Annotated in this window: 7 protein-coding genes; 4 read left to right on the forward strand and 3 right to left on the reverse strand. The window is 60.0% G+C overall.

Translation table 11 applies throughout. The annotated features are described in order from the left end of the window. Positions 1-27: 27 nt before the first annotated feature. A complete protein-coding gene (locus AC3ITA_RS05250; RefSeq protein ID WP_489279673.1) occupies positions 28-4,677 on the reverse strand; it encodes a dermonecrotic toxin domain-containing protein in 4,650 nt (1,549 codons plus the stop codon). Between the two features lie 171 nt (positions 4,678-4,848). Further along, positions 4,849-7,971 (reverse strand): transglycosylase domain-containing protein, encoded by a 3,123-nt coding sequence (locus AC3ITA_RS05255; protein WP_489279674.1) that lies wholly within the window; start codon positions 7,969-7,971, stop codon positions 4,849-4,851. Positions 7,972-8,723: 752 nt separating this feature from the next. On the opposite strand from AC3ITA_RS05255, the gene AC3ITA_RS05260 reads away from it, so the two are divergent. After that, positions 8,724-10,145: an amino acid permease gene (locus tag AC3ITA_RS05260; protein ID WP_095943091.1), complete on the forward strand. Its 1,422-nt coding sequence runs from the start codon at positions 8,724-8,726 to the stop codon at positions 10,143-10,145. Positions 10,146-10,258: 113 nt separating this feature from the next. Here the strand turns inward: AC3ITA_RS05260 and AC3ITA_RS05265 are convergent, their stop codons facing one another. Next, entirely contained in the window at positions 10,259-11,398 is a 1,140-nt protein-coding gene (locus AC3ITA_RS05265; RefSeq protein WP_095943092.1) for an OpgC family protein, read from the reverse strand. A 244-nt stretch (positions 11,399-11,642) separates the two neighbouring features. On the opposite strand from AC3ITA_RS05265, the gene AC3ITA_RS05270 reads away from it, so the two are divergent. Genes AC3ITA_RS05270 through AC3ITA_RS05280 form a run of 3 tightly spaced genes read left to right on the forward strand, consistent with a single transcriptional unit; the run spans position 11,643 to position 14,465 of the window. Beyond that, complete coding sequence (locus tag AC3ITA_RS05270; RefSeq protein ID WP_489279677.1) at positions 11,643-12,017, forward strand: GtrA family protein; 375 nt, start codon at positions 11,643-11,645, stop codon at positions 12,015-12,017. Then, positions 12,014-12,955: a glycosyltransferase family 2 protein gene (locus tag AC3ITA_RS05275; RefSeq protein ID WP_414929137.1), complete on the forward strand. Its 942-nt coding sequence runs from the start codon at positions 12,014-12,016 to the stop codon at positions 12,953-12,955. The genes AC3ITA_RS05270 and AC3ITA_RS05275 overlap by 4 nt, the downstream gene beginning before the upstream one ends. Position 12,956: 1 nt before the next feature. After that, the gene (locus AC3ITA_RS05280; RefSeq protein ID WP_489279678.1) at positions 12,957-14,465 is read left to right on the forward strand and encodes a glucosyltransferase domain-containing protein; all 1,509 of its coding nucleotides are present in this window, start codon (positions 12,957-12,959) and stop codon (positions 14,463-14,465) included. The last annotated feature ends 16 nt before the right edge of the window (positions 14,466-14,481 follow it).

Below are 14,481 nucleotides of genomic sequence, written 5' to 3' on the forward strand. Positions count from 1 at the left end.
GGCTGCCTGCGGGTCATGTCGGGATGGTCATTGTCCGGCTTTACGCAGGGCCGCTCGGGTCAAGCGCCTGGCCAACTCTTTCTCGCTGTCACCGAGGTCGGTGAGCATCCTGTCGAATTGCGCGTCGCTGATGGGTTCATCGGCAAACACCACGGTATCGGGCACCGGCAGATCATTCATGAGTGTCCGGAGCCGGTTGCGCAGTTCGGCGCGCTGGATGTCCGAGGTCGACTCCACCCATTCAAGCTGCGTGGCGCGCAGCGTTTCGAGCGCTTCGTACTTCTTCAGGTACAGTTGTTTGTTGGATTCGATCTGTATCGGCCAAGTGTCCCGCAGGTAGCTCTCCCAGAACTCCTGTTCGAGCATGGCGTTGACCAGACCGTCGCCTTCGCTGAGGGCCAGAACGGTGTCGTAGGCCTGATCGATCATCTCGTCAGTGACGCCGGACACCGGCCGATACAGCATGCCTTTGGATTGCCATGGCAGGTTCAACCGCGAGGCGAGGCCGGTCTGGTAGGCCAGATAGACTTCGACTTCGTCCGGGTTGCCGCCACGACTGGCGACATCGGCCCGGGCCACCTCGTTGACCAGTTCCAGGCGCGCGGCGCCTTTGGCCAGGGTCACCAGTTTTTGCTCAAGCTGCGCCGGGTCGGTGGAATACGAATAGGCCTCGGAGACGAGCACGCGAATGCCCATGTTGTTGAATAACTGCGCACCGGCATCGGCGCAATCGACAGGGGCGATGGCCATGGTGTAGAGCTGCTCGCGCAGCTGAGTGTCGATGTACACGGCATCGATCATGCGCGCGATGCGCTGCTCCAATTGCCGGCGAGTTGGGCCAGCAGCGGCAAAATCCGCCGATCTTCCCTGTTTGAGCACCACTTCGATGAACTCAAGGGACCGAGGTTCCTCGGTCAGTTCTCTTAAAGTGCCGATCCTTTCTATCCCCAACCCGGGCACGTCGGCCCAATCATCCGCAGTGCCGTCGAATACTGTCGGGTGAGAAATCACCAGAGGTTCGGGCGGCAATCCCACTGAGCGACGAGTCTCCTGGTATTGCAGTTGGTTCATCTCCGACAGATCACCGACGTTGAGTCGGGTGCGCGCAATGACCCAGGCTTCCGGCCTGCCGGGCACCACCTCGGGAATGACGCTGAGGGGATTGTCCCGCAGGTCCAGGAGAAACCCCCTTGGTCGGGTTTTGGCCAGGGTGCCGGCGGGCCAGGTGGTCAGGCCGGTTTTTTTCAAGGCCACAAGTTTGAGCCTGGGCATGCGACCAATGTCCGGCACTCTCCCCAGGGGGTTGCCGTCGAGCTTGAGTATTTCCAGGTAGGTCAGTTGCTTGAGCCGTAGGACTGCGTCGGCATCGAGCACAATGGCATTGTCGCTCAACTGCAGGCGTTCCAGCCGGTGCATGGCCCCGATCCTGTCGGGCAGCGTCTTGAGCTCGCAACGTCTGGCGCTGAGTTGGCGCAGATTGGAGAAGTCTTGCAGCAAGCCATCCGGCGTTGCCATAAAACGCGTGTTGTCGAGCTTCAGCACCGTGACTTTATCCAGGTATTTTTTCAGCTCCGGCCGTTCCGGCCATGCGTCTTCCAGGTCCACGGGAAAAAACTCCCGCGATAGATCCAGTGCATATCCATCCGGATTGGCACGGTTGCCGAGTTCACTGTTTTTTCGCTCGAAACACTCAAGCAGGCGCTCGGCAATGTGCAGGCGCGTGCCGCGTAGCGGTATCGGATTATCGGCATCCAGCCCGGCGAATTGGTGCTCCCAGAGTTCGACGGTTTTGCGTAGTTCGTCGAGATCCTTTTCCTGTTCCTCCAAAAGCTTCATCGGTTCGCCCTTTTCGATCAGGGCCTGGGCAAAGATGTCGACTTCATTGTCGCTGAAGTGTGGATGCAGGTCGTGAATCCGTTCGTGCAGCGTTTGACCGGACTTGCTGGTACCGGCACCACGTACCAACAGCACGGTCTCGTGCTCGGCCACAGTACGAATCGGTGGCGTGGCCAGAACCGTCCGGCGCTCGCTCGGTGTTTCGATCTTTGCGATGATCCACTGCTTGAAGAACTCGGTATCGCCCGGTCGATATCCCACCGCTCTCATCCCATCCCTGCCCATGGCCTGGAGCAGGGCTGGAAGAAAATCATCGGCCGCATGGATCTGCTGATCTTCGGCGTCACGCACTTCATACTTTCCGGATTCGTCGCGGATCATCAATCGCACCCGGGTTGCATCTTCCGGCCCGGCGCTGCATCGCAGTTCGCCGTCGATGGCGCCCTGGCGGATCTCGATACGCAGGTTGCCGAAGGTATCGGTTTGCATCCGCAAGGTGCCCAGCACCAGGCGTTCGGTATTGCCGCTGACCAACGCGTCGTCGTACAGGCCGTGGGCGGCGCGGACCGCCTGGGTCTCGAACTGAAGCTCCCGGGCCTGGCTTCTCAGACGCAAGGGCAGGCGCTTGTGCCGGGTCATCTGCTGGCGTTCCGACGGGGTGGCGCCAGCGAAGATTTTTTCCGCGACGGTTTCAGGCAGTTCGGGAAAATCGCTGAACAGTGCGGCCATTTCGGAGGACAACGCAGGAGGCGGATTCACCGGTGCCCCCAGACGTTGCAAGGTGTCGGTCAGCAAGGGCGGTGGAGGGGCGTGCTCGATGTGCATCCTGCGCAGCGCGGCCTCTTCAGTACCGCTGATCTGACGGATCTGCTCCAGTTGCGTGTCGCTGAAGGCATCGGTCGTATGGCCCAGGCGGCGCATCAGTGTCGTGCCTTCCCAGCTCCGTGGATTCTCCGTTTCGCAAACCCAGGCACCTTGGCCGTTGTGTCGCAGAGTCGGTGCATAGGCGTCGAACCGCTGCGGATGGCGGATGCGCTGTTGCCCGCTGACCGGGTCGTCCAGCACCTCGAAGTGTTGATTGTTCAGGCGCAAAATTCGCCGGCCGTGATGCAGGTGAATACCCTGTCCATCAGGCTGTGCATCCGCCGGCAAAACCACGTCGGCTCGTTGATAAGGGCTGAGATCAGGGTTCCACAGGCGTGTCTCACCGTTTGCCAACTGCACCGGTTTCAGGCTTTCGAAAAACGGCGAGAGTTTCGCTCGCGCCACATTACCGATTGCGCCACCCGCCGCAAATGCGCCCAACTGGACGATGCTTTCCAGCACACCGATGGTTTGCTCACCGGCCTCTGCCAGGCGACCTTCGGCCAGGTCGACAATGCCCTCGACCACCTCATTGGTCAGTTGATACGCGGTGTACGCCAGCATCAACTCGCCCATGCCGGGCACCAGCGGCGTGACCACCAGCAGTGCGGCGTTGAGTATGTCCGAGAGCATTTTTTCCAGGTTATCCCACCAGGTCCAGCGGGCCATGCGGTCGGCGTACTCGGTGGAAATCGCGATGTCCCGTGCGTCGTTGAACACCTTGTTGATTTTTTGCCGGTGGAAGTAACCCCACAGATCGCCTTTGAAAACGGTTTCCCGATCGATCCTGACGCTCGACAGGCCATATTGCAGGTTGGGGTTATCCACAGGGGTTTCACGCCAGCTCGGCAGGTTGGAACCGGGCGCAACCGGTTGCCATTTGACCTTGCTCAGCCGGTCGTTCAGCCCGGCAAAGAAATGTCCGCGTTGCTGATGAGGCACGAACTGGCTGAAGAATTGTTGATAGCTCCCGGGGGCGCTGGCATCGCGCAACTGGCGCGTCAGTTCAGCCATGAATTCGAGCGACGACGGGTATTGTTTGAGTGGGTGTTGCGGGTCATGGGGAACATACGCGATGACGGGAACCGGGTTGGCCGCAGTGTTTGCTTCAGGGGTGATCAGAACGATGCCGGTCAGGCGAATGTCCATCATCGTCAGGTTGTAGCAGTCGACGGAGCGACCGCTCCAGCGCAGGTCCTTGCGGTCATCGAGCAGACCCTGCACCACGTCGAAGGCGTCCTGCTCGATGTCGTTTTTCATCAGTGCCATGTGCGCCGCGATGTTGAGCGCAGTCTTGTGGCTGAGGGTGACTCTGTGGCGCAGGACGTTGCTGGCCACGCGGTTGTGCGGCAGCAGGAATTCGTTCAGGTGCTTTTGATATTGCGCACCAATGTCCAGTTCACGGCACAACGATTTGAACTGCTCGATGCTCAGCTTGTGCTTGAGCTGGACCACGTCGAAATGCCCACGGGCGCTGGGGCGGGTGATGAACTCGGAGTCCTGGGTGAACGCCTCGTCACGGGAAAAATTATGCAGGGCGGCATCCAGCAGCGAGACGGTGCGGCTGGTGGTCCCGGCAGAAAAGTCATGCACCCACCATGACGTTTTTGCCGGTGCATACAACCGCAGCCAAGTCTCTTCGACGTCCTCTTCAACGCCGAAACGCTCCTTCAGTGCCTGTTGCAACAAGGGTTTGGCGAAGGCGTAAACGTCCTGCAGTTCGCTCAGGGCCCGGTCGACATCGTTTTGCGCATACCAGCCAAGCTTGATGCCATGTTTCAAGCGTTCCTGTAGCGCTTGTGCCGCGTTCGCCTGCCAATCGGGAATGCTTACCCGGTCAGCCTTCAGCGCAGTGATACGAGACAGTGGAGCTTCTGAGAGCCAGGAAGGGATGGCCTTTCTGACCAGGTCGAAATGAATGCTTTGATCCGCCAGGTCGTTGGCGAGTGAGTCTGAAAATCTATACGGGTGGGGCATTGCCTGATCGTCCGTTGATCATGGATGGAACGAACAGACTAGATAGGCGGCAGCCCCAAAAAAAGCGCAAAAACAGGTTGGAAACAACGTCTATTGCTCCTCGATCCCCGCAAAATCCAGGAGTTAAAAATATATGGTTACCGCCACGCGGACGTATCTGTCGATCCATGCCTAGCGGCGGACGGTTGCCTCGGTGGCCGCGGTTGGTTGGCACATCGTGTGGGTGCCCGGTTGCAGGTACGGCGTCAGAATCGGTGCCATGCCCTTGAGCACCTGCACCGGCAACGCCGAGGTGAAGGTAAAGCTTTCCGCCGAGCGACCCGGCACATACGCCGTCAGGGTGCCGAAGTGGGTATCGCCAATGTAGAACACGAACGTGGCCGTGCGGTTGAGCGATTTCGAACTCAGGATCCGCCCGCCGGAGCCAATGGCTTCGATACGGTTGTCACCGGTACCGGTCTTGCCGCCCATGGCCAGCGGAGTACCGTCGGGCAGCTTGAAGCTGCCGGCCACGCGTTTGGCCGTACCGGCATCCACCACTTGTGACAGGGCTTCGCGCATGGCCGTGGCGACCTCGGACGGCATCACCCGTTTGCCGACGTCCGGGTCGTTGATCAGTTGGGTTTCAAAGGGGGTGTGCGCGGCGAAATGCAGGCTGTCGATGCGCAGGGTCGGCATGCGCACGCCATCGTTGAGGATGGTGCCGATCAGTTCGGCCAGGGCGGCGGGACGGTCGCCGGAGCTGCCGATGGCGGTGGCCAGCGACGGTACCAGGTGGTCGAACGGATAGCCGACTTTCTGCCAGCGCTGATGGATGTCGAGGAACGCTTCGATCTCCAGCATGGTGCGGATGCGACTGTCGCGGGCGCCCTTGTGCCGGCTTTTGAACAGCCAGCTGTAGACCTCCTGGCGCTCGAATTGACTGGCTTTGACGATGTCGCTCCACTTGGCGTCGGGGTGATTGAGCAGGTAGCCCATCAGCCACAGGTCCAGGGGGTGGACCTTGGCGATGAAGCCCTGGTCCGGCAAGTCGTAGGAGCCTGGACCGTAGGCCTCGTAGAGCCGCACAAGACGTTCGTCGGTGAGTTTCTCCGTGAGCGTGGCGCCCTTGAGGTGCGAGCGCACGAAGGCGTTGAAGCTTTCCTGGCTGGCCTGCGGCAGCAGGTAGCGGTGCACGGCAGCCATGCGGATCGGGGTCGGGCGCATGCTGTCGAGGAAGGTGTCGAGGCGGTCCTGGGTATCCTTGTTCTTGTACTTCTTCCAGAACTTGAGCAGGAACGAAGTGCCTTCGCGGTCGGCGAATTCGGCCAGGTACTCCTGACGCCGCGGGTCGCGGTCGTCCTTGAGCAGTTCGGCACTGCTGTTGGGGCCGGAGTAGATGGTGTAGCGCACCAGGTCTCGCATCAGGCGAATGAACGGCAGGTTGATCGATTCGCGCAGGGCATCGCGCAGGGGCGGTATCCGGCCGTTGTCTTCCTTGCGGAAGTTGTTGAACACGTGCAGGCCGCCACCGGTGAAGAACGCCTCGCCGGGGCTGGCGGAGTATTTGCGGTCGAGGGCGGCGCCGAGCATTTTTTTCAGGTCGCGGTCCTTGTTATCGATCAGGTAATCGACCGCCCAGCGGCTCAGGCGGTCCTGGTCCGGTACGTCGACTTTCTTCAGTTCCGCAACGGTCATGCCGACGTATTTGTCGTGCAGTTCGGCGATGATTTGCAGATAGGTGGTCAGCACGCGCATTTTCGCGGTAGAGCCCAGTTCCAGTTTGCTGCCTTCGTTGATGTCGAATGGCTGGTCGGTGCTGTCGGTCTGTACCCGAACCCGCGAGCCGTCCGGGGTCAGTTCGAACAAGGTGAAGCTGTAGCGTACCTGGGTGGTGCTGGTGGGGGTCAGGAGGCGTTCGCCGATCAGGCCGATTTGCGTGGCAAACTCAGGGTCGGCCAGTTTTTTCAGGTACTCGGTGGCTTCGCTTTGCAACTCGCCTTGCAGGGTGCTGGTGGCGGAGAGGTCGAGGCGGTCGAGGTCATACAGCGGGCGATTGAGCATGCCGGCCAGACGGCTGCGCGCCACACTGATGCCCTTGTTGGTTTCAATCGGTTGAATGGTCGGTTGGGTGGCCCAGTCGCGGTAGGTCACTTTGCTGGCCAGGGCGGCGGCGGCGAACTCGGCGTCGATCACATGGTTTTGCGCCAGCAGGCGAATATGGCTGTCGGTGAGGTCGGCCAGTTCATCATGACCCTTGGTCAGGTAGTGCGACGGACGGCGCTGGGCAATCATCAACGACAGCATCTCACGCAGGGCCAGGCCTTTTTCCGCCATGGTCTTTGGATCCGTCGCGGTGCTGGCCAGCGCTTCGTTGGCCTGATTGAAATCGGAGCCGTACCACACGCGCAACCCTTCAGCCATGCCGTGCACTTCACCGTGGCCCGGTACGGCCGACAGCGGCACGCTGTTGAGGTAGTCGCGAACCACGTTCTGCCGGGCTTCGAGGGTTTGTGGCCCGGCCTGATAGGCGCGTACGGTGGCGGAAATCATCTGGCGAATCTTTTCCGCGCCATTGACCGTCAAGCCATCGGGAGAATGCCGGTACTTCTCAAGTTGCGTGGCCAGGGTACTGCCACCGGCGGATTGGCCGGGCACGTGCAACATCTTGGCCAGTTGGGACCACGCCGCCATGCCGAACCTTGGCCAGTCCACCGCCGGGTTGGCCAGTGGTTGTCTGGGGTCGAGCAGGAAGCGGTTCTCGATGAACAGCAGGCTGTTGACCACCACCGGCGGGATCGAGGCAAAGGTCGAGTAAAGCTGCTGTGGATAGTTGTACTGGTACAGCGGCGCTGCACGGCAATCGGTGATCGACAGCCCGGCCTGGATTTTCTCGGCATAAGGCACGAACAGGCCCTTGTCGCTGTACTTCAACAGCGCCGGGGAAAAGCGGGTTTGCGCCTCGACGACGAAATCGCGCTTGATCAGGCGCGGCAGGAATTCATCCAGAGAGCTGTAGCCCAGGCGCCGATCGAACGGGCCTTCCCCCGGATAGCGAATCGCATCGCTGGGGCCGGGTTTGAGCTCATAGCTCAAGGAGGCGGCGTATTTGCTGACTTCCCGGGCCTGGAACTTCGATGTACGCATCTCCCTTGCAGCCGCCAGCCCCACGACAACCGCGATGATCAACAGCAATAGCCAGAACGCTCCCCATCCGTGCCTGGAACGACGGGGTTTTTCAGGTATAGGCGCTTCATCCTCACATTCATTCGGAACCACGGTTTTACTCGAATCGGTTTGCCACAAAGCGCCCATAGTCGACTGATCCATTCACGCAGATTGATCGGACTTGAATGAAGCTTAGACGGTGGTTGGCGGGGGGGAAGAAAATGTGAAGGGCAAAACGTCGGGTAATGGCTAATTCTGTTCAGTTAAGGAAATTGTAGGAGCGAGCTTGCTCCGGGCGGCGTTCCGACGATGGACTTAAGAGCACCGCGTTTAGCCAGTAAATACGCGTAATCGTTAACGACCATCGCGAGCAGGCTCGCTCCTGCAGAGGACCACATTCGCTTAAGTGAACAGCATTAGGGTAATGGCCTCTTTTATGTGGCGAGCTTGCTCCCGCTGGACTGCGAAGCGGTCCCCATACCAGCAACTCTGATCTGTCTGGAAGATCTGGTTTTTTGGTTTTGCATCTGCTGCGCCAGTAGGCAGGAAGGCTGAAACACTTGAACTAGAGCTTTATAGGCTTTGGCTGGGGGCATGACGACGCACCAAGGCTGTGCAATACTCCGCGCCCTTTAAATGGCGAAAATTCCTACATAATCTAGGTGATGCCCCTCCGTAAGTCGGGTTTTTGCCGGGATTTATGGCTGAATTTTGTGATTTATAGAGTGAATATCTCTGTCGCCAGCTTTTTATACTGCACGACCCGCTGATCTTGCAGGTTTTGTCCTGCAGGACGGTTCTGCTTACAAAGCAGGCCCGGTTACACGAAGCCATCGGCCTATCGGTCGGTGGCTTCAATGCTCGGTGGTCATATCCAACAACAAGATGAGGTGCCCCTTATGCCCGTAGGCAATCACCAGCCCAACGGCGAGACCGCTCAGGGCGGTCCGCTTAAACGCGAACTTGGCGAACGGCATATTCGCCTGATGGCACTCGGTGCCTGTATCGGCGTCGGCCTGTTCCTGGGCTCGGCCAAGGCCATCGAAATGGCCGGTCCTGCCATCATGCTGTCTTACATCATTGGCGGTCTGGCGATCCTGGTGATCATGCGCGCCCTCGGCGAGATGGCCGTGCACAACCCGGTCGCCGGCTCGTTCAGCCGTTACGCCCAAGACTACCTTGGCCCGTTGGCGGGCTTCCTGACCGGCTGGAACTACTGGTTCCTGTGGCTGGTGACCTGCGTCGCGGAAATCACTGCCGTGGCGGTGTACATGGGTATCTGGTTCCCCGACGTGCCACGCTGGATCTGGGCGCTCGCTGCGCTGATCAGCATGGGCTCGATCAACCTGATCGCGGTCAAGGCCTTCGGTGAGTTCGAGTTCTGGTTTGCCCTGATCAAGATCGTCACCATCATTGCAATGGTGTTCGGCGGCATCGGCATCATCGCCTTCGGTTTCGGCAACGACGGCGTGGCCCTGGGGATTTCCAACCTGTGGACCCACGGCGGCTTCATGCCCAACGGTGTGCAAGGCGTGTTGATGTCGCTGCAAATGGTGATGTTCGCCTACCTGGGCGTGGAGATGATCGGCCTGACCGCCGGTGAGGCGAAGAACCCGCAAAAGACCATCCCCGACGCCATCGGCTCGGTGTTCTGGCGGATTCTGCTGTTCTACGTCGGCGCGTTGTTCGTGATCCTGTCGATCTACCCGTGGAACGAAATCGGTACTCAGGGCAGTCCGTTCGTGATGACTTTCGAGCGCCTGGGCATCAAGACCGCGGCGGGTATCATCAACTTCGTGGTGATCACCGCGGCGTTGTCGTCCTGCAACGGCGGCATCTTCAGTACCGGGCGCATGCTCTACAGCCTGGCGCAGAACGGCCAGGCCCCGGCGGGTTTCGCCAAAACGTCGAACAACGGCGTGCCGCGCCGTGCGTTGCTGCTGTCGATTGGCGCGTTGCTGCTGGGCGTACTGCTCAACTATCTGGTGCCGGAAAAGGTGTTTGTCTGGGTGACGGCGATTGCCACCTTCGGCGCGATCTGGACCTGGGCGATGATCCTGCTGGCCCAGTTGAAATTCCGCAAAGGCCTGAGCGCCAGCGAAGCGGCCGGCCTGAAATACCGCATGTGGCTGTACCCGGTCAGTTCGTACCTGGCGCTGGCGTTCCTGGTGCTGGTGGTCGGCCTGATGGCGTACTTCCCGGACACCCGCGTGGCGCTGTATGTGGGCCCTGCGTTCCTGGTGCTGCTGACGGTGCTGTTCTACGTGTTCAAGCTGCAACCGACCAATGTTTCGCAGGGGGCGGTGCGTTCGGCTTCGTAAGCTGTAATGCCTGAAAACCGTAGGAGCGAGCTTGCTCGCGATGGACTCAAGGTCAACACACTCGTCCAGACTGCAAGCGTTATCGTTGACTTCCATCGCGAGCAAGCTCGCGCCTACAGGATTGCGGTTGATCCCTGGGCTGCTTGAGCAGTCCGGTTCAACCGCTTGTTGAACTCAAGCCACGCCCCCAGCAACGCCATCAACCCGGCACCCACCAGCGCCGTGAAGATCTGCATGGCAACAGCGTCGTCGGTCAACGCATTGACCATGTCCGCCAAGGGCGCCAACAGCACGCCCAGACAGAAAATCTCCAGTGAGAATCGGCCCATGCGGCAACTTTGCTGCGCGAGCCAGTTTTGCGTCCATCCGCTGTCGGGAATCAGTTTCGCCGTGACATAGGCCAGTGCGAGGAAGTGCAGCAGGCGCACGGGGGACAGGTCGGTCTTACTGATCGGGTACAGGAAGTCTCGCAGGCTCGCCGGCACCATGGCATCGTGTATGTCCGGCCAACGCCACAGCACGGTCAGCACCGCCGCGACCACGACATACAGCGCCGCACCGACAAACAACGGCTGGCGAATCAATGGGCGGATCTCGGGCAAGCGCGGGCGCTGGCTGTGGATCGCAGCGGCACCGCCGAGCACAAACAGCAACTGCCAGGCGACCGGGTTGAAATACCACACGCCGTCCTTGATGGCCGCCAGGTTCCAGCCGGCCAGCGGCACCATCAGATACAGCGCCAATGACATCGCGACCACCACCCAGGCCTTGCGCACCAGCAGCGGCAGCACCAGGGGCAAGCCCGCCAACAGCACGATGTACAGCGGCAACGGGTCCATCAGGTTCGGCTTGAAGCGCAACAGCAGCTCATCGATCAGGGCCTGCTGAGGATTGCTGATGAAGTGATGCATGCCCATTTCTTCCACCAGGTCCCGTGTTTCCACGTGGCTGTTGGCGAAAAACACAATGCCCATCAGCATCGCCAACAGGAAGATGTGCACCACGTAGAGCACCCACGCCCGGCGCAGGATTTTCACGCAGGCGATCAGAAAGCCTTCGCGCGCCAGGACTTTGCCGTACGCCAGGACGGACGCGAAACCTGCCAGAAACACGAAAACCTCGGCCGCATCGCTGAAACCGAAGTTACGCAGGGTGATTTGCCCCAAGGGGTTGTGGGGCACGTGATCCCAAAAGATGAAGATCAGTGCCAGACCACGGAAAAAGTCGATCCGGTGATCGCGCGCTAAGGTCATGACAGCAGGCTCGTAACAACGGGTGAAAATGGGATTGGCCACGGGCGCAAAGGCCACGCGCCCGATCGGCGGCGCGCAGGGTGGACTGATTCGCGGGCAATTGCAAAGTCGGGATATTACCGGATGTCTCGGGCGTTGCTTCAAGGCTCAACCGCTGGTCTGAAAGGTCGGTCACCCTGCGATTTCTGACAGTAGACAGGCTCCAATATTAATGAGTGCGTCGTTCTTGAAACGGGAGCCTCCCATGAGACTGTTGTGGAAAGGGCTGTCCAGTTACACGGTGATCGGGGTCGCCAACACCCTGATTCACTGGCAGATCTTTTTCCTGCTCAGCGTGGCGGCCGGCTTCAGCCAAGCGGTCAGCAACCTGGCGGCCTTCTGCGTGGCTGCGTCGTTTTCCTTCTACATGAATGCGCAATTCACCTTCACCGCCAGTGCCACGGTCGCAGGTTACCTGCTGTTCCTTTTGGGCATGGGGGCATTGAGCCTCGGGGTCGGCCATCTGGGCGACCTCTGGCGATTGCACGGTTTGCTCACGGTGGCCGTGTTTTCGGCGTTGAGCCTGGTGTTCGGCTTCCTGTATTCCAAATACGTGGTGTTCCGCGAGCGTGATCAATGAAAATCTCGCTCATTGTCCCGGTGTTCAACGAAGAGCAGTCCATCAACCTGTTTTATCAGGCGGTGCGACGGGAGTTGAGGCTGGGCGACACCGAAGTCGAGATCGTGTTCATCAACGACGGCAGCTCCGACCGCACGGCCGAACAGGCTACGGCACTGACCCAGACGGACGATCAGGTCATGCTGATCAATTTTTCGCGCAACTTCGGCAAGGAACCGGCACTGTTTGCCGGCCTGGAGCATGCCAGCGGCGATGCCGTGATACCGATGGATGTCGACCTGCAGGACCCGATCAACGTCATTCCGTTGTTGATCGAGCAATGGCAAAAGGGTGCCGACGTGGTCCTCGCCAAGCGCCGCAGCCGGGCCGCCGACGGCTACCTCAGGCGCCACAGCGCGTCGATTTTCTACCATGTGCTCAATCGCATCGCCTACACCCGCATCGAGGAAAACGTCGGGGACTTCCGGCTGATGGATCGCAAGGTGGTCGATGTGATCCGGTCCCTGCCCGAGCACCAGTTGTTCATGAAAGGCGTGCTGTCGTGGGCCGGGTTCAACACCGTGGTGGTGGAGTTCGAGCGGCCAGGAAGGGTGGCGGGGAGCAGCAAGTTCAATGGCTGGAAGCTGTGGAACCTGGCCCTGGAAGGCGTAACCTCGTTCAGCACCGTGCCGCTGCGCTTGTGGACTTACGTCGGTGGCGGCATTTCGATTTTCGCGGTGCTCTATGCGGTGTACATGGTGCTGGACAAGATTTTCTTCGGTAACAGCGTCCCCGGTTATCCGTCGCTGATGACCGCGATCCTGTTTCTCGGCGGCGTGCAACTGATCGGCATCGGCATCCTCGGCGAATACATCGGACGCATCTACATCGAGGCCAAGCACCGGCCGCGCTATGTGATCAAGGACATCGTCGGCGGTAAAGACCGGGGCGGACGCTAGCATGGGCCGGTTTGGCGATTTCTTCGTTCGCGAGCTCAGTCGGCATCAGGTCTGGCGGTTTTTTCTGTTTGCGACCTTCTTGTATGTCCTGCCGTTGATCCTCGCCGATTATCCCTACATCGATGATAACTGGCGCTCGCTGGCGGCGGGCATGGCCTGGGCCGAACAGGGCCGACTCTTCGCCCAGCTGTTCTACAACGCGCTGACCTTCAGCCATGCCGCGCCGAACATCTTTCCCTTGCCCTTGCTGATCGCCACGCTGGCCATGGCGTCGGCACTGAGCAGTCTGACGTTCCACTATTTCCGCCAGCCCACCATTGCTTGCTGCCTGGTGCTGTTACCGCTCTGGTACAACCCGTTCTTCCTGCAAAATCTGTCCTATCAATACGACGGTCCCACCACGACGCTGAGCCTGGTGGCAGTGATCTACGCCATCACCTTTCGTCACCCGTGGCGCAGCGTACAATGGCTGGTGCCTTCGTTCCTGATTGCACTGGCGCTGGGGTTGTATCAGGTCAGCCTGAATGTGTTCCTGGGCCTGTGTTGCCTGGAGTTGCTCAGGGCCGCCAACGATAAGACGGCCCCGGTGCCATGGCGCGACCTGCTGGGCTGGAAAACCGCCCAGGTCATCCTTGGCTTGTTGATCTACAGCGTCAGTGCCGGTCCGTACATGGACTCCAGTCGCACATTGCTGCTCGATTGGACAGCGCATCCCTTATTGCAGATCCAGATCAACATTGGCCGGGTCCTGGAAAAAGTCGTGCTGCTGTTCCATGGCGGATGGCTCTGGGTGTTCGGCGGGTTGCTGTTGCTCGCGATAGCCGGGGTGGTGCGGTTGGGATTGAACGTAGCGGCGCGTCAGGACGGCGGGCCGAAGAAGCTGTTGATCGGCCTGATGTGTTTGCTGACCGTGCCGGTGGTGACGCTGCTGGTGTCCGGTGTCGCGCTGATTTTCCGCGATTTCAACGAGGGCGCGCGCACCTTGATGGGTTTCGCCGTGCTGCTGGTGTTGCTGTGCTATTTGAGTCATCTGGCGCTGGCGTCGATCCATGAACGACTGCCACTGCTGTTGATCATTCCACTGCTGGCCATGTTGTCGTTGTCGTTCGCCTATGGCCGGGTGCTGACCGTGCAGAAAACCTTCGCGTCCACGGCGCTGGCCAGCCTTGATTACGACATCGCCAGCCGTCAGGCACTGCGCGAGGCCAGGCGGATCTACATGTCGGTGAGTTATTCCGACTACTGGTTGCTGGCGGCGGCAGGCTCGTTCAAGCAGCTGCCGGTGCTGCACTACCTGCTCAATACCGACTTTTACATGCTGGCCGAGAATCTGCCGAAAGCGGGGATCACCAACGTGGTGGCGGAGCGGGAGCGGCGCAATGCGACGCGGGTGGGTTATCAGGGCTATGCGCCGCTGGTGGACAGCCAGTTCTACCGGATTTACCTGATCGGTGATTACGGTTTCATCGTGATGAAGGAGCCGACCCCGAGCAAAACATTGCGTTGGTGACGCGCGATTTCGATCG

This window comes from Pseudomonas sp. GL_090, assembly GCF_057837765.1.

What these genes read in the sequence shown, in the direction of transcription:
- AC3ITA_RS05250 (WP_489279673.1), bottom strand. Translation starts at nt 4,677, where the DNA reads ATGCCCCACCCGTATAGATTTTCAGACTCACTCGCCAACGACCTGGCG.
- AC3ITA_RS05255 (WP_489279674.1), bottom strand. Translation starts at nt 7,971, where the DNA reads ATGGGCGCTTTGTGGCAAACCGATTCGAGTAAAACCGTGGTTCCGAAT.
- AC3ITA_RS05260 (WP_095943091.1), top strand. Translation starts at nt 8,724, where the DNA reads ATGCCCGTAGGCAATCACCAGCCCAACGGCGAGACCGCTCAGGGCGGT.
- AC3ITA_RS05265 (WP_095943092.1), bottom strand. Translation starts at nt 11,398, where the DNA reads ATGACCTTAGCGCGCGATCACCGGATCGACTTTTTCCGTGGTCTGGCA.
- AC3ITA_RS05270 (WP_489279677.1), top strand. Translation starts at nt 11,643, where the DNA reads ATGAGACTGTTGTGGAAAGGGCTGTCCAGTTACACGGTGATCGGGGTC.
- AC3ITA_RS05275 (WP_414929137.1), top strand. Translation starts at nt 12,014, where the DNA reads ATGAAAATCTCGCTCATTGTCCCGGTGTTCAACGAAGAGCAGTCCATC.
- AC3ITA_RS05280 (WP_489279678.1), top strand. Translation starts at nt 12,957, where the DNA reads ATGGGCCGGTTTGGCGATTTCTTCGTTCGCGAGCTCAGTCGGCATCAG.